Genomic DNA, 20123 nt, shown 5'->3' on the forward strand with positions numbered 1-20123 from the left:
TTCTCGCAATGACCAACCAGGAGCTCATCGACGCCCTGCGTGCGGCCGACGCCGTCCAGTTCGGCGAGTTCGAACTCTCCCACGGCGGCAAAAGCGAGTACTACGTCGACAAGTACCTCTTCGAGACTGATCCCAACTGTCTCGAGGCGATCGCCGAAGCGTTCGCCGAGCGACTCGAGCCCGACGACAAGCTCGCGGGCGTCGCCCTCGGCGCGGTTCCCCTGGCCGCGGCCACGAGCGTCGCGGCGGGGGCCCCCTACGTCATCGTCCGCAAGCAGCGCAAGGAGTACGGCACGTCCAACCTGGTCGAGGGCCGCCTCGAGGAAGGCGAGGAGGTCGTCGTCCTCGAGGACATCGTCACCACAGGAACGAGCCTGGTCGAGGCCGTCGAGGCGCTGCGCGAGGCGGGTGCGACCGTCGAGCGCGCGCTGGTCGTCGTCGACCGCCAGGAAGGGGGCCGCGAGACCGTCGAAGAGGCGGGCCTCGAGATGGAGGCGCTCGTGACGGCCGAGGAACTGCTGGCGGAGCGGGACTGAGGGCCTGCGATCCGGTCTCCGTACCGATTCCGGTCGGGATCCGCGCGTACCCTCTTTTCGGACGGCGTTCGTTACCGTTCGGGCCGCGTATACGATCCGATCGCATCGCAACCGTCGGTAGACGGTCGACAGTTCCAAAATACCACCTCGAGATCAGCCGTATACATCCTTCATCAATACTTCATACATATTGCGATAGTGGCGCACGATAATACCAACTATTACTAGAATAGAGGGTTTTTGTATGGAAATCTTTTGCAAGACGAGAGTTTTTCTGCACAATCGGTCTCCTAGCGGTGATGGTATCGCGACTGCGCGGTTTCGTCTGGTATGCAGCGGTGGCCTCGATGCTGGCCGGTATCGTCGGTAAAGGAGCGGGATGGGAAGCGGGCAGTGCAATCCTCATCGTGGGCGGAACCGTCCTCGGTGGCCTAACGATCGCCGCTGCGTGGCTACGAACTCGGTACGGCGCGGTTCGACCCGTAGGCGGCGTCGCCGCCCTCGTCGGCGGTCCGCTGGTGTTGTTCGTATCGGCAGGAATCACTGGCGGCGTGCTGCCACCGGAGCTCTCGATTTCTCAGCGCATGGCCGCGCTCGCGCTGGGAGTACAGGCGTTTCTCTTCGCCATCAACGTCCATCCGCTTGGCGCTTCCCGAAGCACCCGATGGCTGGTCCCCGTGACGGGTCATACGACTATGTTTGCCGGCATGACGCTAGTCCTCGGTGTGGGACCGTTTGATCCGAGCGCGGCGCTTATCATGTACGCGACCGGCTTCGCGTCGCTTATCCTCCACACGTTCTGGATGCGCCAGATCGCCGACGACACGCCGCCCGAGCCCGACACGATGTCCCGGTGGGAGGCAGGACTACTCATCTCCCTCATCGTCGGACTGATCGGTGCCGCAGCGACCGGTTTTACCGTTCCCGCCGGCGAGCTGACGCTTCCGTCGCCGCTCGCGCGATCGGCCGCGGTCGCGGCCGGCGGTGCGGCGGTCCTCAGCTTCGGTATCCTCGGTCGCCCGCCCTCGCCACCGGACCTGCTCGAGCCACTCACCGGTACCGTCGTCACCGTCCTCAAGCACGGCGCGACCCTCATCATCCTGCTGAACGCGTTGCTGCTGGCGGTATTCCTCGTCGCCACGCCGGTGTTCGTCTGGGCGGTCGTCGCGTTTCTCGGCTGGCTCCTTCTCGTCACCACGATCGAGTATCTGCAGACCGCATACGCTCACAGACGGCGACAGCGACCGTCATCCGATCCACCCTCGCTGTCCGAAGACCCGCCCGTCACCGTGGTGGTCACCGCCGCCTTCGAGGCGGACGTGTTACCGGAGAGCCTCTCGACGAACCTCGAGGTGCTCGACGGCCTCCCGTTTCTCGTCGTTCCGGCGGCGAAGTCCGACGACGGCACTGTAGCGATCGCCCGCGAGTACGCAGCGACCCACGACCGACTCCGCGTGGTAGAGGGCACGTCGGGATCGAAGGCAGGGGATCTCAACCAGGCGTGGTCACACGTAAACACGCCGTACGCACTCATCCTGGACGCCGACGAGACCATCGGGCTCGAGTCCGTCGCGCGCGGAGTCGAGATTCTGCGCGAGCGCTCCGAGGTGGGTGTGGTCCAGGGGCGGAAAGCGGCGTCCCACCCAGGCACGGACGCCTTCTCGCGGTACGTGAGCGTCGAACGACAGCACAGCACCTGGATCGACCACCCGTTCATGGACGATATCTTCGGTGCGGGACACTTCGGCGGATCGATAGCCCTCTTTCGCCGCGAGGTTCCCCGGGCGGTCGACGGCTGGGACCCGGACGCGCTCACCGAGGACATCGACTTCACGCTCCGGCTCTACAGCGAAACCGACTGGGTGGTCGAGTACACGGCCGACATGGTGGGGTGGGAGCTCCATCCCGCGACCGTTCGGGCGCTGGTGCGCCAGCGTGTCCGATGGGCCCGCGGCTGGGTACAGGCTTCGATACGGCACTTCGGGGACATTCTCCGATCCCGACGAGAACTAGGCTGGCGCCGAACCCTGGGGATCGAGTGGCTGTTGTTCACTTCGATAAGCGCGCCGGTGTCGACGGTCTTCCCGATCCTCATGATCCTCTGGTTCGTGGGTTTCGCGCCGCCGTTGCCGCTCTACGCGGCGATCGCGCTCGGGTTGTTCATGCTGCCCGCTCGCGTCGTTTCCTTCGGCTACGCGGCGCTGTGCGATCCGGAGATCCCGTTCCCGACCACGCCGAAGCGCGTTGGCGAGGTGATCGCCTACGCGAATCTCTGGGTCCTGTTCGGCTGGTTCGTCCAACTGCACGCGCTGTACCTCCAGCTCGCGGGTGCGCCACGACTGTGGTACGTAACGGAGAAATCGACGGAGTAGGATACGGATCGGACGAGAGAGAGTCGACCGCTTCCGCCGCCCGTCGATCCCGAACCGATCGACCGTGCGTCGAATTACTGTCCGTAGGACTCGAACTTCTCAAGCACTGTCTCTAACTGCTCGTCGGAGAGCCGTCGGGGCTCGAGACCAGCCGAACGCGTCTCGAGATACAGTCGAGCCAGACTCTCGACGTGGTGGGTGTTCTCGAGGGCCGCCTCGAGGTCGGGCGCCGTCACGACGAGCCCGTGGTTCTCGATGAACGAGGCGGTCGAGCCAGCCTCGTCCATCGCTTCGACGATGTTCGCGGCCAGTTGATCGGAGCCGTAGGGGGCGTACTCGGCGACGGGAACCTCCTTGCCGACCGCGACGATCATGTAGTGGATCGGCGGCAGTGGCTGGTGGGCGACCGCAAGCGCCGTCGACCACGGGGAGTGAGTGTGGACGATGGCGCCGACGTCCTCGCGGCGGTAGATCGCGCTGTGCATCGGCACCTCGCTGCTGGGGGCCATCTCGCCCTCGCGCTGCTCGCCGTCGACGCCGACCACGGGCGTCTCGGTGACGTCGAAGCTGTCGTAGGGGACCCCCGTCGGCGTGATCGCGAACGCGTCGCCGTCGGTGCCCTCGCGGACGCTCAGATTCCCCGTCCGCGCGGGGGTCAGTTCGGCCAGCTCGGCGGCGTGTGCGACAACCTGTCGGCGCTCGGACTCGAGGATCACAGTACCAGCTCCGTTAGCTCCCCGAAGGCATCTATCCTGTGGTCGGGTTGTCGCCGTCCCTCGAGCGACTCGTCGGGCTCGGCGTTCCACAGCACCGTCTCGAGGCCGACCGCGTTGGCACCCACGATGTCCGCGCCGACGTTGTCGCCGACCATCACCGCCTCCGAGACGCGTCGGTCCACCCGGGCCAGCGGCAGGGTGAACATGACCGAACCCGGCTTCTCCCGACCCGTCTCCTCCGAAGTGACCAGAACGTCGATGTACTCTTCGAGTCCAAGTTGCTCGACCTTCGCGAGCTGGATACGGGTCGTCAGGTTGGTCGTGATCGCGACGTCCACCAGTTCACTCCGGAGGGTCTCGAGGGTCTCCTCGACGCCCGGAAAGAGTTCCATCTCCTCGAGGTACCCCTCCCAGAACGCCTCGCCGAGCGCCAGGGCGTCGCCAGCCCGGGGCTCGCCGGTGTGTTCTTCCACCGCGCGCTTGAAGTAGATGAACCGTTCGTGGGTCGCTGCGGTGCCGGAGAGTTCGCGTTTCACCTCCCGACGGCCGGTCTGATAGAACTCGTCGAACGCGGTCGCGTCGAAGTCGTAGCCCAGATCGGAGGCTGTCTCGCGGGCCGCCTCGAGGCCGGCGTCCCGACACGGCGCGTACGGATAGAGCGTGTCGTCGAGGTCGAAGAGCACGACGTTGGCTGTCATACGCTACCCGTTACGGTCGAGGTGGAAACGAGTACCGGTCCGTGCGAAGCAGCGTCTTACCCGCTCCCCGAGTCCACGTCGTAGCACTCGTCGAAGAACGCGACCTCGAGATCAACCGTTCGCCGAAACAGTCGCTCGACTCGTGCCTGTCGTCGTGTCGAGCACTCTGCTCCGACCGTATCCAGCTGGTCGCGGAGCTCGTCGACGAACGCGACGAACGACGGCACCGCGTGGAGGTCGATCCACTCGGCGTAGTAGAACGGGAGGTCGGCCCCGTCGCTGGGCGGTTCGGTGTCGGGATCGCCATACTCCGCTGCGACTGCGGTCGCCCACTCGCGGTAGATCCACTCCGCGGGGACGAGCACGGCCAGCGTCTCGGCGTACCCGCCCTCGCGGGCGGCCCGTCCAAGCAGGTCGACCAGCGCGGCCGCGGTCGGCGAGGGGTCCGGATCGCTCCAGCGGGTATCGGGAACGTTCAGCGCGTCGAACGACCGTTGGAAGTAGTCGTTTTCGGTACCAGTGACGGTCTCGAGGAACTCGATCAGCGGCCGCTTGGCCTCGATCCCCGGCGCCTGTCCGACCGCGAAGCCGAAGGTGCCGACCAGCGCCTCGAGAAAGGCGTAGTCCTGCACGAGGTAGGTCGCGTAGGCGTCCGTCTCGAGCGTTCCCGCACCGAGTTCGCGGGTGAACGGGTGCGTCACCGCGTCGGTCCACGCCGGCTCCGAGCGCTCCCGAAGCCAGTCGGTAAACCGGGGTTCGTCGACGCCAGCGGCGTACTCGTCGTAGCTGGCGGGGACGTCGCTCACAGCTCCCACCCCTCCCGTGTGTAGGCCATCTCCCAGAATCGGTACTCGAGTTTGGCGCTCGTCAGGAACGCCTCGCGCATCGCCTCGTGCTCGCCGGGGTAGCGTTCGCCGCAGCGATCGACGAACTCGCGACACCAGTCGGTCGCCTCCCGGAACTCGTCGCTCGTGTACATCTCGATAAACGGCGTGTAGCGGTGTTCCTCGGTCGCGAGGTCAGCCATGTGCTCGGCGACGTCGAGGTACCCCTGCATACAGGGGTACAGCGCCCCGGCGATCTCGGCGATCGAGCCCTCGTGGGCCGTTCGCACGAGAAAGCTCGTGTACGCGACGCAGGTCGGGGCCTTCTCGACGCGCTCGAGTTCCTCGACCGAGATTCCGTAATCGGCGGCGAACTCACGGTGGAGATCCATCTCGTGGTCCAGCACCTGGTGGGCGACGCCGAGCAGATGGGTCATCGTCGCCTCGTCGCGAGCCTTCCCGCCCGCGATCGAGAACAGCCGCGCGTAGTCCAGGAGATATCGGTAGTCCTGTTTCACCCAGTGTTCGAACGCGTCCTCGTCGAGCGTCCCCTCGGCGAGTTCGACCACGAAGGGATGCTCGAGCTGTGCCTCCCAGACGTGACTGCCGTGCTCGAGGAGGTCGTCGCTGAAAGCCATCGGCGGTAGTTCGATCCGAGCGGAGATATAATTGGCGAATACCACCTAATAATACACGTGACCGTCTGCGGATTTGCCGTCGTTGGCGGGGCATCGATACCGATTGCTCGAGGCCCGGTGCGATCCGAGCGCACACCATCACAACGCTTTTATCCCGCTCGAGACAACTTGTATCCACGATGGTAGGTGTCCGCTTTACAGGGGCTCTCGCCCGCTTCTAACCACTACCTACCGCTCGGCGTGTCGATCCACCGGCGAGCGGTGTGCGCGGACGCCCGTCCGAACTTCTCACCGAAGTTCCCCAACCGATTACAGCCATGTCAGAATCAGATTCACAGCAACGGATAGCGGTCGTACTGCCAGACGGATCCGAACTCGAGGTCGACGCCGGCGCGACGGTCGAGGACTGCGCCTACGAGATCGGGCCCGGGCTCGGAAGCGACACCGTCGCAGGCAAGCTCGACGGCGAGCTCGTCGCCAAGGAAGAGTCCGTCTACGACGGTGCCGAACTCGAGATCGTCACCGACGGCTCCGAGGAGTACCTGCGCGTGATGCGCCACTCGGCCTCGCACTGCCTCGCGCAGGCGGTCGAGCGACTGTACGACGACGAGGAGGTCAAGCTCGCGATCGGCCCGCCGACCGACGAGGGCTTCTATTATGACTTCGATAACCTCGAGATCGACGAAGCGGACCTCGCGGAGCTCGAACACGAGATCGAGGAGATCGTCGCCGAGGACTACGATATCGAGCGCGAGGACGTCTCGATCGAGGAGGCCGAGGGAAGGCTGGCCGACGAACCCTACAAGCTCGAGCTGCTCGAGGAGCTCGCCGAGGAGGGAGACACCGTGAGCTTCTACAAACAGGGCGAGTGGGAGGACCTCTGTGCCGGGCCCCACGTCGACTCGACGGGCGAGATCGGCGTCGTCAAACTGCTCGAGATCGCGGGCGCCTACTGGCGCGGCGACGAGGAAAACGAGATGCAGACGCGCATCTACGGCACGGCCTTCGAGGAGGAAAGCGACCTCGAGAGCTTCCTCGAGCGCAAGGAGGAAGCCGAGAAACGGGACCACCGCCGAATCGGCTCGGAGATGAACCTGTTCTCGATCCAGGACGTCACCGGCCCCGGACTGCCGCTGTATCACCCCGCCGGCAAGACGGTGCTGAAGGAGCTCGAGGGCTTCGTCGAGGACCTCAACGAGGACGCGGGCTACGACTACGTCGAGACGCCCCACGTGTTCAAGACGGATCTCTGGCACCGCTCGGGCCACTACGAGAACTACGCCGACGATATGTTCATCTTCGACGTCGGCGACGACGAGTTCGGCCTGAAGCCGATGAACTGTCCGGGCCACGCCGCCATCTTCCAGGACCAGTCCTGGTCGTACCGCGATCTGCCGATCCGCTACGCGGAGAACGGGAAGGTCTACCGCAAGGAACAGCGCGGCGAGCTGTCGGGACTGTCGCGAGTCTGGGCGTTTACGATCGACGACGGCCACCTGTTCATCCGCCCCGACCAGATCCGCAGCGAGGTCGAGGAGATCATGGACATGATCACGGAGGTCCTCGAGACGTTCGACCTCGACTACGAGATGGCGCTGGCAACGAGACCCGAGAAGTCCGTCGGCAGCGACGAGATCTGGGACCGCGCCGAGGACCAACTCGAGGAAGTCCTCGAGGCCCGCGCCCACGAGTACGAGATCGAGGAGGGCGACGGCGCCTTCTACGGACCGAAAATCGACTTCGCGTTCGAGGACGCGATCGGGCGCTCCTGGGACGGCCCCACGGTCCAGCTCGACTTCAACATGCCCGAGCGCTTCGATCTGGACTACGTCGGCGAGGACAACGAACAGCACCAGCCCGTGATGATTCACCGCGCGCTGTACGGCAGCTACGAGCGGTTCTTCATGATGCTCATCGAGCACTTCGAGGGCCGGTTCCCGCTGTGGCTTGCGCCCGAGCAAGTTCGCGTGCTGCCGATTTCGGACGACAACCTCGGCTACGCCCACCGCGTTGCAAACGAGTTCGAGGAGTTCCGCGTCGAGGTCGACCAGCGCGACAGCACCTTGGAACGGAAGATCCGGGCGGCCCACGACGACCGGGTCCCCTACCAGATCATCGTCGGCGACAACGAGGAGGACGACGGCAACATCTCGGTGCGAGACCGCTTCGAGGACCAGGAGTACGACGTCGAGATCGACTCGTTCAGAGAGCACCTCGAGACTGAACGCGCAGAGAAGCGTTCCGAACCCGACTTCCTGCAGGGCTGACGAGAGCCCGGTCAGTTCGACGCGAACGCTCGTACGGTTTCTACGCTGACGAACCGAGGTACTCGCTCGGCGTAGCGTTCGTACTCCTCGCCGTACTGCTTGCGGAGCCAGGGCTCCTCGGCGAGCGGGAGCAGGAGCCACCAGCCGACGTACACCGCACAGAGGACGGCGACGAACGCCGAGTTCGCGAGCAGCGCGAACCCGACGCTCGCGATAATGTAGCCGACGTACTGTGGATTTCGCGAGTAGCGGTACCAGCCGTCGGTTCGGAGCTTCCCGGTCAGGCCGACCGTCTCCTCACCCCCGAGATCCACCCCGGCAGCGATCGCGATCGCGAAACCGGGGACGACCAGCGCCAGTCCGACGAGCAGCGAGGGACCGTGGGGTGATCCGAGCGCGTTCCAGTCCGCGACGGCGACCAGCAGGAGACAGATCGTGAACGTCTGCGAGAGGGACCACTGGGCGTAGAATCGCCAGTCGCGCTCTCCCGGGGGCCAGTAGTGCGCCGCGCCGGCGGCGCTGGCGACGACGCCCGCGGCGTTAAGCGAGAGGGCACCGATCCCGACGGCAAACAGCGCGGGCGCCAGCGACTCGAGGGTGTTCCAGCCGAACATAGCCGACGATTACGGGCGGACCTGCCTCGGCGTTCTCACGGATCCACTAGCGATTTTATAAGTGTTCGCGGGCCAGCTTCGAGGGGACCCGAATGAAGTACCTCGAAGCTCGTCTCTCCCAGCCCGACGCGATGCTCCATCCGATGCAGCGGTTCATCCGGGAGAGCGAGGCGGTACGGTATGAAGAGCTGCGGGCCTGGAACGTTGACGACCGGGAGCCGACCCTCGAGTACGAACTGTTCTACGTTGCGGGAGAGCGCGGTCCCTACGAGGACACCCTCGAGACGGTCGATTCGGTCCGCTGGTTCGACCTGACTCCCGTCGATGACAGCTCCTTCTACTGCTACATCTGTCAGGAGACCCGTGAGCAGGACGTTCGCTGGCGGCGGGCGTTCGCCGCGCTGGATCTCCTGGTGGTGCCGCCGATCGTCTACGACTCGACAGCGGCCTTCTCGATGACCGTCGTCGGCACCGGCGAGAACCTGCGAGCGATGCTCGAGAACCTCCCGAAGGCGATCGACGTCACCGTGCGGACGGTCGGCGAGTACGATCGCCGTCACGCGCCACTCGTCGGCGATCTTACCGACCGACAGCTCGAGGCGGTCGGGGCCGCGGTCGAGGTCGGCTACTTCGAGGTGCCCCGCGAGGGTGGGGTCGACGACGTCGCCGAGGTGCTCGACTGTGCCTCGAGCACGGCGGCGACGCTGCTACAGAAGGCCCAGGCGCGGGTCATGCGACGACTGGAGAGCCGCTACGGTCAGTCCTGCGAGCTCGACCGCCACGGCCGCTGAATCGCCTGCTCTCGTTTCCGGCGATACACACACGTGGTGTGAACACGCCACAAAATGAATCGAAATGCCCATACTTGCAGCATCGTGCATACTAGTATGAACCGCGCCGAGAAGGCCGCCCTCCAGCTTCGGGCGGTCGACGTTCTGGGAATGTTGAAGGAGACGCGCACCTACGACGAGCTCGCCGCCGAAACGGGTCTTCCCGCGGGCGACCTCAACCGGTACGTCAACGGCCACGTCTTGCCCGGCACCGAGCGTGCCCGCGAGGTCGTCGACGACCTCGGCCGCGAGGCGCTGGCCGACGAGCTAGACGCCCGAATCAGCGTCGACGACGAGGGGTACGTCGACAACACGGCGACGGTGTTCGACCAGCCGTTTCTCGACCTCGCCGCGCCGGTCGTCGCCAACGCCTTCGAGTTCGACCGTCCGGACGTCGTCCTGACCGCTGCGACCGACGGGATCACGCTCGCGAGCGCGCTGGCGAGCTACTACGGCACCCGCTGTGCCTACGCGAAAAAGACCAAGGAGACCGCAGTCGAGGAGTTCATCGAGGCCCGCGAGCGGCTCCAGTCGGGGATCGAGCTGACCTACTACCTGCCGGCCGCGGCGATCGACGAGGGCGAGTCCGTCCTCGTCGTCGACGACCTCATCCGCTCGGGCGAGACCCAGGAACTCCTGCTCGACATCGTCGAGACCGCCGACGCCGACGTCGCCGGCGTCTTCGCGCTCATCGCGGCCGGCGACGACGGGATCGAACGCGCCCGCGACCGGACGGACGCGCCGATCGGTTCGCTGGTTTCCGTCTAACTGCCCGTTCTCTCCGGTCAACTATTCGTTTCGCTCGGCCTCGAGCTCGTCGAACAGCGCCGCGACGTGACCTCGCACGTCCTCACGGATCTCGTGAACCCGCTCGAGCTCCTTCCCGTGAGGATCCTCGAGGACCCAGTCCCGGATGTCGGTGTCGGCATCGAGCTCGAGAGTCGAACACCCCATCGTCACGACGTAGTCGCAGGCCTTGAGCTCCGCATCGGAGACCTCCTGTGGCGTTCGATCGGAGAGATCGAACCCTTCCTTGGCCATCGCCTCGCGGACGACGTCGTGGACCGACTCGACGGGGTGGGTTCCTCCGGAGACGATCTCGACCTCTCCCTCGAGGCCGCGCTGCTCGCGTTCGCGCTCGGCGTAGGCGGTCGCCATCTGGCTCCGTCCGGCGTTCTGTACGCACACCATCGCGATACGGGTCGGGTCGGCTTCCATACGACGCTCTGTCCGAGCCGCAACCTAACGGTTCGTATGTTCGGTGGAGTGAGAACTATAGCCACATATATGGATACTTACGGGAGCGGTTTTCGGAACACGAAGCCGTGAGGGCCGGCTTCAGCGGACGATCGTCACCGGAACTGGGGAGCGTCTGGCGATGGTCTCGGCGACGCTTCCCAGGAGAATGCGGCTGGCGCCGGTTCGTCCGTGGCTGCCGACGACGATCTGGTCGAACTCGTTGTCCTCGGCGTAGTCGACGATCGACCGGGAGATCCCGCCGACGATCTTGTCCGTTTCGATGGTCGCGCCGAGCTGACTCGCGTGTTCGGCCGCGTCCTCGAGGATGTTCTCGGCCCGTGTCTCGTGGTGATCCTGGATCTCGTCGTAGTTGGCCATCGCGCCGCCCTCGATCCCCGTCGCCGCGTAGAAGTCGCCCGGATCGAGGACGTGGAGTGCCGTCACCGACGCTTCGGGATGTTCTTCGAGCGCGAACTCGAGAGCCTGTGTCGAGCGGTCCGAGTCGTCGATCGGAACGAGGATTCGTTTCGCCATGGCTCGGTGTACAGTATCATCCCAGATAAGTACACCCCACAAACGGTCACGCAGTGGGGCGATTCTCGCTCCGCGAGCTGGGGTCGTATGGAGATTTCGTCCGCTCGCGGAGCCGTGGCTATCGACGTTCAAAGAATCGAAGATCGGGTTCGAGCCGGCGTTACTTCGCGCGGCCCTGGCCGCCCGTGTTGGACGGGCGAACCTTCTCGGCGCCCTTGCCGCGGTTGTTCAGCCCGCGGTTTGCCTTGCCGGCGTTCGTGAGGCCGCGGAACGCGCGGTTGGTGTGGGCGTCGTCGCAGATCCAGTTGAGATCGTCGTCGTTCTGGATCGCGGGGTGTTCGGGATCCACGAGGATCACTTCGAACCACTTCTGCGAGCCGTCCTCGCCGACCCAGTAGCTGTTGAGCACCCGCAGGTTGGGGTACTTCCGGGAAACCCGTTCCTCGCCGATGCGCTGGATGTTCTTGCGCCGGCCGATCCGGTTGACACCCTGGCGCTTGGTGCGGCGACCAGCCTTGTGTCGCTGTTTTCGGGCCGTCCCCTTGCGGACGGAGACGCGAGTGACGATGATACCCTGCTTGGCCTTGTAGCCGAGTTCGCGGGCCTTGTCGAGTCGGGTCGGACGATCGATTCGCTCGATCGCACCCTGGTCGCGCCACTCCTGTTTGCGCTGCCACTGCAGTTCACCGAGTTTGCCGTCGTCGGGGTCCTTCCACGCGTCCTTGATGTGGGAGTAGAAGCTCTTTGCCATCGTGATCACTGCGGGCGTTTCCTGGTTCAACCCAGCGGGTCGGTCCCGCGGATCACATCCCGACCTGTGGGCGTCGAAACCGAACAGGTGCCCGCCGGCGCCCGCGACCCAGCGAGTCGTCCTGATCTATCGGACTGCCGAGTATAAACGCTTCGAAGCGCAACGACGGCGCTCGCTGTCGGCTCCCGGTTCCCTGCGATCACCGTTGGCTGGTCCGCGGCGCGCGGCGCCGCGCTCCTGCCCTCGAGCCGGTCACGCCGGCTCGAGCAGTTCGTACTCCTGTGAGAGGTCGTCCCAGAGCCGATCGACCGACTGCATCGATTCGAGTGACTCGACCCGGTGCCGTAGCTGCTCGGCCTCGGACTCCGACGTCATCCCCTCGCTGACCGCCTCGTCGACGACGGTCTCGAGCACGTCCCGTTGATACTCGAGTGGTGTCTCGCTCATGCTAACTGGACACACACCCTCAGCCAAGTTAGTTATGAGATTCACTATCATCGTTCTTCAGTGCGAAGTGTTGACCAGGTACTCTCGGGGACTGCAGCCGGGCGGGAGCCGAAGGGGCCGGCCGAGCCGAAGCAGCGGCGAAATCAGCGGCGTATGGCTTCTCCCGGGTGGCTCCGTATGTTTTGTTTTTGCAACGCACGCAGCTGCGCTCTCGCGTCGTCCCGTCCTCAGAACGTTTCGATCCGAGCGTTTCACCGTGCAGAAACGGCGTCAGCCCCGCCGGTTCGACAGTGTAAACAGTAATAAATTTAATAATAGTTCTCTCGTCGGTCGACAGGGGGAGACAGAAGAATCGGCCCGACAAGACATGGACGTAACAGCTATCCACATACCATCAAACACGTGGTCGGCTTCGGCCGGTGGTCAAACGTACAGGGTGTGAACTGGTTGCGACTTCGGCTCGAGGGCCGAGTCCGATGGCCGTTCGAGTGGCGTCTCGCCGTTCCTGTAAGAAGTGTTGGTGTTGCCCGGCGAGCGAGCGTCCTAACCGATTTGGTTCACGGTTCTTGATCGTCTTTCCCGTCTGTTAATCCATGCCGCGAGACACTCTTTCGAACGACACGCTCACAGGAACGACCAGACGAGCGGTACTGACGGCGGCTGCGGGCGCGCTGGGAGTCAGTGCGGTCGGCGGCGTCGCGACCGGTCACAAGTACACGACCGATGGCCCCTACGGCGACCAGTTCGACGGGAACCGTGCCGACGCCGCGGCCAACACCGACGTCGTCGGCTACCACAGCCTCGGCGGGATCGGCTCGGCATCGATGGCCGGCTCCCCCGACGAGCCACACTACGGTGGCCTCACCGAGTTGCGTCTCCACGACGACATCGCGGTGCTCTCGGTGTTTTCCTCGCGCGACGAGACGCCGGGTCGGGGGATGGCCGTCCTCGATATCGGGCAGTTCACGCGCGCCGAGAGCCAGGCGGCCCTCGAGTCGGCCGAGCTTAACGTTCTCTCCTTTTTCGGCAACCGGAACGACGGCGCCGCCTGCATGGACGTCAAGCTCACGGACGACGGGCAGTACGCGTTCATCTCGAAGCAGCCGTTCACAGCGCTGTTCGACGAGACCGAACTCGACCTCGACGACGACGACGACGCGGACGCCGGCGGTGCCGACGGCGCGGCGCTCGAGGTCGTCGACATTTCCGATCCAGGCAACCCCGAGTTCGTCACGCAGTCGTCGCTGTCGGTGTGGACCCTCGGCCCGCACAACGCCTGGTATCACCAGATCGGCGGCGGGGAGTACGTCTTTACGACCCACGGAGAGGACGGCGTCACCGGCGGCATCAACGTCTTCGAGTTCGATCGCGAGGCCGGAACGCTCGAGTTCGTCAACTGGTGGAACTACTCGGCCGAACTCGCCCAGCCGGGGACGGAGACCGACATCGACGGTGGTGAAGCCTATGCCCACGACATCGTCGTCCAGGACGATCCCCGGTTCGGGACGCCCGTCGCCTACCTCGCGAACTGGAACGCCGGCACCCGGCTGCTCGACGTGAGCGATCCCGAAGACATCGAGGAACTCGGCGTCTTCGAACAGGACCGGGCCCACCACACGGTGCCGGCGCCGACGCTGCTGAACGGGACGCGCGTGTTCGTCGCCGGCCACGAGAACCCCTCGAGCCACGAGTCCGAGGGCCACGTCCGCAACGACGGCGAGAGCGGCCACTACTACCTCGTCGACGCCGATCCGATCGACGACGTCCTCGCGGGCGAACGCGACGAGCCCGTCTACCTGGGCGCGTCCTCGACGGTGCGCGAGGACGGCGTCGAGCCCGCGAGCCGAACCGCCTTCGAGATGTACGAGGACAACGGGCAAACGGAACTGGACTACTGGATCCTCTTCGAGTCGGACGAGCAGACGTTCGACGAGACGCCCGGCTTCGAAGCGGAGGCCGAGGACGATGACCAGGAGTACGAGGGGTTCGACGACTTCAACCTGAGCGCGCACAACCTCGACATCGACGCCGACGGGACCGTCGTCCTTGGGCACTACCACGCGGGGACACGGTTTCTGGAGATCACCGACGACCCCGGGCTCGAGGAGACCGGGTACAGCCGGGTCGGGCCCGATATTCCCGACGACGCCGCCCTCGGCGCCCTCTCGACGGGAACGCCGTTCCACTGGTGTGCGGTCGCTCGAAACGGTGTGGCCTTCGCCGGCGGGATCAACGAGGGGACGCAGGCGATCGCCCACGACGACGTGACCGTCGGCGAGGACACGCCGATCGATCTCGACGTCGAACGTGAGGCCGACGCCTCGCTGTTCACGGCCGGACAGACCAGCCAGGTGCAGATTCACGTCGACAGTGACGAACCAGTCCGGGTCCGCGACCGCATCCCGGCCAACTGGGAGGTCGTCGACGGCGACGTCAGCGTCGACGAGATCAGCGACGGGAAGCGCAAAGTCGTGACCGCCGACGAAACCGTCGAAGAGGGGACGGTGCGGTACTTCGTCGAGGTGCCGACCGAGCTGATCGACACCGGTTCGTACACGGTCGGGCCGGTCGAGTACGCCCGTCCCGACCCGGCGGGCGAGTACGGTGGTGGCGTCAGCGTCAACAACTTCGGCTGGCGGAAGGAGAACGCCGAGACCGTCACGAAGACCGTCGTCGGGCTCGAGACCTAATGGACTAGGTACAGTCAGGAACTGCACGCTGGGTTGCTCGGCATCGTTTGCCTTCCGAACGTGAGCTTCCACGGCACCAGAAGCTCGTCGTAGTCGAACGCACCGGGCGTTTTCAATAATAAATAATCGTAACAGATTTGGATTTCCTAACGTCTGCGTTACAGTGTGAAGAGCCCCGATCGAACAGCCGAGCAGCATATCGGTCACCGACCTCGCCACGACCACCGAACGATCACTACCGCGCTCGTATCCAGAGACCGGGGCATCGAGGACCTCGGGGAACAACTTGACGGAGAATGCGGGATCGACGTAACCCTCCGTTCGGAGCTATCCGAGATCGGGACTCGAGCCGACCGGATCGACTGTATCGTCTGTGGCCCCGACGTTGCCGATTCGCGTATTGCCGAAAAGAAATGGGAGGTCCCGGCCAGTGCGTGGATCGTCCTCTACGAGGACAACCAGACGGCAGAACGGGCGCTCTCGGCCGGAGTCGAGCGGTGCGTACACTGGGGAGACGACCGGAACGCGACAGTGACACATCTCGCGACTGCGCTCAGAGCCGCGATTGACACCAGAGAGGCGAAGTTCACTCGGGAGGCACTCCAGCGGTCGAACGATCTGTTTTTCGTCTTCGATCCGGACGGTAACCTGCTCCAGTGGAACCACCGGCTGTCCGAGGTGACCGGGTACGACGACGAGGAGGTCGCGTCGATGTCGCCGTCCGACTTCGTCGCCGACGAGGACGTAGCGGCGATCGAGGCAGCGGTCCGACGGGTTCTCGAGAGCGGGACCGTCCGAACGGAAGCGGATCTCGTGACCAAGGACGGCGAGGAGATCCCCTACGAGTTCACGGGCGCGCTGCTCGACACCGAGGAGGGCGCTCGGATCAGCGGAATCGGACGGGACATAACGGATCGCAAACACCGCCAGCGCGCCCTGGCCCAGCAGGCCGAACAGTTGCGAACGGTGAACCACATCAACGCGGTCATCCGGGAGGTCAACCAGGCGCTCGTTCGGGCCTCCACCCGCGAGGAAATCGAGGAGGCGGTATGTACCCACCTCGCGAAAAAGGAACCGTACCGGTTCGCGTGGATCGGCGAGCAGGGGGCCGCAAGCGACCGCGTCACGCCGCGGGCGTGGGCGGGGATCGAAAAGGGGTATCTCGAGGACCGCCCCAATGTCGAAGAGAACCGGGGCGATCACATCACGGCAGCAACCGCGATACGGACCGGCGAGATCCAGACCGCACAGCACATCGCCGAGGACCCCGAGTTCGAACCGTGGCGCGAGGCGGCCCTAGAGCGTGGCTTCCGGTCGGCGATCGCCGTGCCGCTTCGCTATCGTGAAACGACCTACGGGGTACTTTGCGTGTACGCGCCGCGCCCGGAGGCCTTCGACGAGGACGAACAGGCCGTGCTCGCCGATCTCGGCGAGACCGTCGCGTACGCGATCAGCGCGGCCGAGCGACGGCGCGCGCTCGTCACCAATTCGGTCATCGAACTCGAGTTTCTGACCCGCGATCGGTCGATCGACTACGTGGCACTGTCGGCGGAGCTGGGCTGTGAAGTGACCGTCGAGAGCGTCTCACCGACCGGCAGCGGGGAAGTCGCCGGGTTCATCACGATACGCGGGACGGACTGCGAGACGGTGCTCTCGGCTGTTGGCGACGACCCGGACGTCGAGGCGACCGTCGTGGCGGACCACGGCGAGGAGTGTGTCTTTCGGTTGACCGGACCGGAGCCGTCGGTGTCCGGAACTATCGCCGATTATGGGGGCGTCGTCCGGGAGGCGGACGCCGACCACGGCGAAGGACGGTTCGTCGTCGAACTCCCATACGACGCCGACGTCCGTGCGGTCGTTGACGGCGTCGAGGAGTACTACGACCGAACCGAACTCCTCGCCCAGCGCGAGCGCGAGCGGACCGAGCCATCCGACGCGGTGGTCAGGGAGGCGTTCGACGACGCGCTGACCGACCGTCAGCGGGAGGTGTTGCGGGCCGCGTATCTCTCGGGCTTTTTCGACTGGCCACGTGGAGCGAACAGCGGAGAGGTCGCCGAGGTCCTCGGGATCACGGAGCCGACCTTCCACGAGCACCTCCGGACGTGCCAGCGCAAACTCGTCAGCGCGTACTTCGATCACCAGCCGCCGGTCGACCTGGCCGAGCTGATGGCCTAGTCGATTTGGTTCACGATTCTTTATTGTAATATCCCTCTGTTACTCCATGTCGCAAGACAACTCTGCTAACGCAACAGACACGACGCGGCGAAAATTCGTCGCGGGAACCAGTGCGCTCGTCGGGGCCAGCCTGCTCGGGACCGGTGCCGGCGTGTCAACCGTCGGAGCCAGCGAGGACGTCGATACGGCGTTCACGAACGTACGGGTACGCGAGGCCCTACACGCCTGGGACCGTGGGTATCGCGGGCGAGCGGACCGAACGCTCGCACTGACAGACAGCGGCACCGACTCGCGCCACCCCGATCTCGGTCCCTGGAGCGGGGCGACGGTCTCGACGGAAGACGGGTTCGAGATCGACGGCAATCCGTTCGCCAACACCGGTGGAAGCACCACCTCGAACACGACGAAACTCGTCGCCTGGCACAACGACTTCGATCGCTACGGCGAGTACTCCGGGCCGCGGGACTCCAACGGCCACGGGACCCACGTCGCCTCGATCATGGCCGGCACCGGGCGGGCAAGCGGGTTCGACGGGAGCCAATACCAGGAGGACGAACCCCGGACGACGCTCGTCCTCGGCGACACCCTCTCCTACGAGGTCGACGCCGAGGCCCACAGCGGCGTCTTCGCCAGCGTCTACGGCGAACTCGTCGAGATCGCGATCGAGGGCCCCGACGGCGAGGAGATCACGACCTCCAGCGACCTCGTGGGCACGAGCCTCGAGGAAAACGTCGTCGCCCAGACGCCGACGGTCCACGACGACGGCGAGGAGACCTACACCGTCCACGTCCGCGCCCAGGAGGGCGAACTCGTCTCGTCGGGGACCGTCGAGCGCGTGGCCGTCGGCGCGTTCGTCGATCCGACCGACACCGTCGGCGACCGGACCGAAGACGGCGACCGCTCGATGCACGCCGGCATCGCGCCCGACGCTGGCATCGTCTCGCTGTCGGGACTCGGCGACCCGACCGTCGAGATGGGTGACTACGCGGAGGAGTTTGCCGAGGAACTCAACGTCCGCGCGGTGAACATGTCCTGGGGGTACGTCGGCGGCATCCCCCTCGGCGCGGCTGGCGGACGGCTTGACGACGTTCCCGAGGCCATCGGGAACCTGGCCGACGCGGGGATCCTCTCGGTCGCCGCCGCAGGTAACGACGCTACACCGGCTTCCGGTAACGCCGCGCCCGCGGTCGTCCGCGAGGCGATCTCTGTCGTCGCGACCGGCGCCCGCGACGGGATCTCGGCGTACTCCTCGGGGGGGATCGCCGGCATCGACGAACACGACGAACCCTACATGAAACCCGACGTCACCGCCCCCGGCGGGACGTTGAACGTCCCTGACATCGCCGCACTGCAGGGCGAGCCCGAAGACGACGTCACCGAGACCGAACCCGAAGACGACGTCGCCGATGCCGAGCTCGAACCGGTCGAGGAACTCGACGAGGTGGACGAGAGCGACCTCGAGCCGAAGACCACCTTCGACGACGCGATCACCGGCCCCGCCGACTACGAGATCGACCTCGCCGGCTCCGTTCTCGACACCTTGGGAGACGTCACCCTCGACACGTCGCTGGAGTCGCCGCTGGCCGGCGCGAACACCGAGGGCGACGGGAACGACGGCGTCCGCGATTATACCGGAAAGGCCGGCACCTCGATGGCGGCGCCCTCCCTGGCGGGGATCGCCGGCGTCGTCGCGGAAGCGATGGAGTTCGACGCGCCCGAGGCGATCGCGCTCGACGAGCCGGCCGACGCCGACCGGGACGACGTCCTCCGGCTCAAACAGACCCTGCTGGCGACCGCGAGCGAGACGGCGCTGACCGCGGCCCCCTACCACCGGGCGAAGGCGCCCCGGTACACCCACGGCGGCCGCGACCAGTTCGAGGGATACGGCCGGGCAAACGTCGGCCCCGCGATCGACGCCGTGATTCGTGACCTCACCGACGACGCCGTCTCGGGAACCGTCGGCCTCGCCGTCCCCGAGGACGAGCGGGCGATCGCCGGACACGTCCGCGTGAGCGATCCCGGCGAGATCGACGCCGAGGTCGCCTTCAGCCACTACAGCGGCGGGAACGAGAGCGCGACTAAGGGCGATCCACACGTCGATCTCTTCCTCTACGACGCCCAGAACCCCGACGAGCAGACCGGTGATCCGACGATCGTCGACAGCGACGCCGGCATCGAGGGCGACGCCTCGGTTTCGACGACCGTCTCTCCGGACGATCTGGAGGCAAACGGCGGCGAGCGCGTGTTCTACGTCGTCGCGAAGCTGGTGAACATCCCCGGACTGGTCAACGGCTTCGACTGTCGGGCCCACCTCGACCTCGAGACCGCGTTCGACGAAGCGGGGCTGCTCGTCGAGGGCGAGCGCGAGGACGACGCCTCCGCGTTCACGGGCGGCCAGACCAACCGTACCGAGCTCGACGTCACGGTTCGACACCCCGACGGCGAGGAGGTCGTCGTCCGCGACACCATCCCCGAGGACTGGGACGTCGACGAGGACCACGGCGACGTCGAGGCGACGACTCCCGCCTTCGGTGGCGGCACCCACGTCTACTTCGGCGTCGACGACCCCCAGGACGCCTACGAGGAGCTGACCCACTTCGCCGAGGCGCCCGACGACATCGAAGACTCCGACCGCTACACGTTCGGGCCGATCGCGGTGACGACCGACACGGACGACGACGGGACGCTCACCGACCGCGAGTGGACCGCGATCAGCGGCACCGACCGGACGGTCACCGTCGCTGCGGAGGAGACGTAGCTGACCGGAACGGCGGTTCCCCCTTTTCGAGCCG

General features: G+C 65.7%; 17 protein-coding genes. 8 read left to right on the forward strand and 9 right to left on the reverse strand.

Annotated features, from left to right (window positions below; all coding sequences use genetic code 11):
* Positions 1-8: 8 nt before the first annotated feature.
* Both pyrE and QA600_RS06820 read left to right on the forward strand, forming a co-directional pair.
* Positions 9-536: an orotate phosphoribosyltransferase gene (gene pyrE, locus QA600_RS06815; RefSeq protein ID WP_278291201.1), complete on the forward strand. Its 528-nt coding sequence runs from the start codon at positions 9-11 to the stop codon at positions 534-536.
* A gap of 299 nt (positions 537-835) precedes the next feature.
* Positions 836-2908, forward strand: coding sequence for a glycosyltransferase family 2 protein (locus QA600_RS06820; protein ID WP_278291202.1), 2073 nt, complete (start codon positions 836-838; stop codon positions 2906-2908).
* Positions 2909-2982: 74 nt separating this feature from the next.
* Here the strand turns inward: QA600_RS06820 and QA600_RS06825 are convergent, their stop codons facing one another.
* Genes QA600_RS06825 through tenA form a run of 4 tightly spaced genes read right to left on the reverse strand, consistent with a single transcriptional unit; the run spans position 2983 to position 5784 of the window.
* Positions 2983-3624: a class II aldolase/adducin family protein gene (locus QA600_RS06825; protein WP_278291203.1), complete on the reverse strand. Its 642-nt coding sequence runs from the start codon at positions 3622-3624 to the stop codon at positions 2983-2985.
* Positions 3621-4322 carry an HAD family hydrolase gene (locus QA600_RS06830; RefSeq protein ID WP_278291204.1) on the reverse strand — a complete coding sequence of 234 codons (702 nt, stop codon included), beginning with the start codon at positions 4320-4322 and terminating at the stop codon, positions 3621-3623. Before QA600_RS06830 ends, QA600_RS06825 begins: the two co-directional genes overlap by 4 nt.
* Positions 4323-4378: 56 nt before the next feature.
* A complete protein-coding gene (locus QA600_RS06835) occupies positions 4379-5128 on the reverse strand; it encodes a TenA family protein (protein WP_278291205.1) in 750 nt (249 codons plus the stop codon).
* Positions 5125-5784, reverse strand: a complete 660-nt coding sequence (gene tenA / locus QA600_RS06840) for a thiaminase II (RefSeq protein WP_278291206.1) — start codon at positions 5782-5784, stop codon at positions 5125-5127. Before tenA ends, QA600_RS06835 begins: the two co-directional genes overlap by 4 nt.
* Before the next feature lie 317 nt (positions 5785-6101).
* Here tenA and thrS point away from each other — a divergent pair, with 317 nt between their 5' ends.
* On the forward strand, positions 6102-8051 hold the full coding sequence (gene thrS, locus QA600_RS06845) for a threonine--tRNA ligase (RefSeq protein WP_278291207.1): 1950 nt from the start codon (positions 6102-6104) through the stop codon (positions 8049-8051).
* Positions 8052-8062: 11 nt separating this feature from the next.
* On the opposite strand, the gene QA600_RS06850 is transcribed toward thrS, so the two are convergent.
* Positions 8063-8665, reverse strand: coding sequence for a PEMT/PEM2 methyltransferase family protein (locus QA600_RS06850; RefSeq protein WP_278291208.1), 603 nt, complete (start codon positions 8663-8665; stop codon positions 8063-8065).
* A gap of 92 nt (positions 8666-8757) precedes the next feature.
* Here QA600_RS06850 and QA600_RS06855 point away from each other — a divergent pair, with 92 nt between their 5' ends.
* Together QA600_RS06855 and QA600_RS06860 are read left to right on the forward strand one after the other, a co-directional pair.
* Positions 8758-9456 carry a helix-turn-helix domain-containing protein gene (locus QA600_RS06855; RefSeq protein WP_278291209.1) on the forward strand — a complete coding sequence of 233 codons (699 nt, stop codon included), beginning with the start codon at positions 8758-8760 and terminating at the stop codon, positions 9454-9456.
* A gap of 96 nt (positions 9457-9552) precedes the next feature.
* The gene (locus QA600_RS06860) at positions 9553-10263 is read left to right on the forward strand and encodes a phosphoribosyltransferase family protein (RefSeq protein ID WP_005556703.1); all 711 of its coding nucleotides are present in this window, start codon (positions 9553-9555) and stop codon (positions 10261-10263) included.
* 21 nt (positions 10264-10284) lie between these two features.
* On the opposite strand, the gene QA600_RS06865 is transcribed toward QA600_RS06860, so the two are convergent.
* The 4 genes from QA600_RS06865 to QA600_RS06880 form a co-directional block, all read right to left on the reverse strand.
* Positions 10285-10713, reverse strand: a complete 429-nt coding sequence (locus QA600_RS06865; protein ID WP_278291210.1) for a low molecular weight phosphatase family protein — start codon at positions 10711-10713, stop codon at positions 10285-10287.
* Between the two features lie 120 nt (positions 10714-10833).
* Positions 10834-11268: a universal stress protein gene (locus QA600_RS06870; protein WP_005556699.1), complete on the reverse strand. Its 435-nt coding sequence runs from the start codon at positions 11266-11268 to the stop codon at positions 10834-10836.
* Positions 11269-11428: 160 nt separating this feature from the next.
* The gene (locus QA600_RS06875; RefSeq protein ID WP_005556697.1) at positions 11429-12019 is read right to left on the reverse strand and encodes a 50S ribosomal protein L15e; all 591 of its coding nucleotides are present in this window, start codon (positions 12017-12019) and stop codon (positions 11429-11431) included.
* Between the two features lie 252 nt (positions 12020-12271).
* Positions 12272-12466, reverse strand: a complete 195-nt coding sequence (locus tag QA600_RS06880; RefSeq protein WP_278291211.1) for a hypothetical protein — start codon at positions 12464-12466, stop codon at positions 12272-12274.
* 593 nt (positions 12467-13059) lie between these two features.
* On the opposite strand from QA600_RS06880, the gene QA600_RS06885 reads away from it, so the two are divergent.
* From QA600_RS06885 to QA600_RS06895, 3 genes are all read left to right on the forward strand, one after another.
* Positions 13060-15156 carry a hypothetical protein gene (locus QA600_RS06885; RefSeq protein ID WP_278291212.1) on the forward strand — a complete coding sequence of 699 codons (2097 nt, stop codon included), beginning with the start codon at positions 13060-13062 and terminating at the stop codon, positions 15154-15156.
* 165 nt (positions 15157-15321) lie between these two features.
* Positions 15322-17331 (forward strand): bacterio-opsin activator domain-containing protein, encoded by a 2010-nt coding sequence (locus tag QA600_RS06890; RefSeq protein ID WP_278291213.1) that lies wholly within the window; start codon positions 15322-15324, stop codon positions 17329-17331.
* Between the two features lie 46 nt (positions 17332-17377).
* A complete protein-coding gene (locus QA600_RS06895) occupies positions 17378-20089 on the forward strand; it encodes a S8 family serine peptidase (protein ID WP_278291214.1) in 2712 nt (903 codons plus the stop codon).
* Positions 20090-20123 lie beyond the last annotated feature (34 nt).

The sequence above is a fragment of the Natronococcus sp. A-GB1 genome (assembly GCF_029688845.1).
GTDB lineage: Archaea > Halobacteriota > Halobacteria > Halobacteriales > Natrialbaceae > Natronococcus.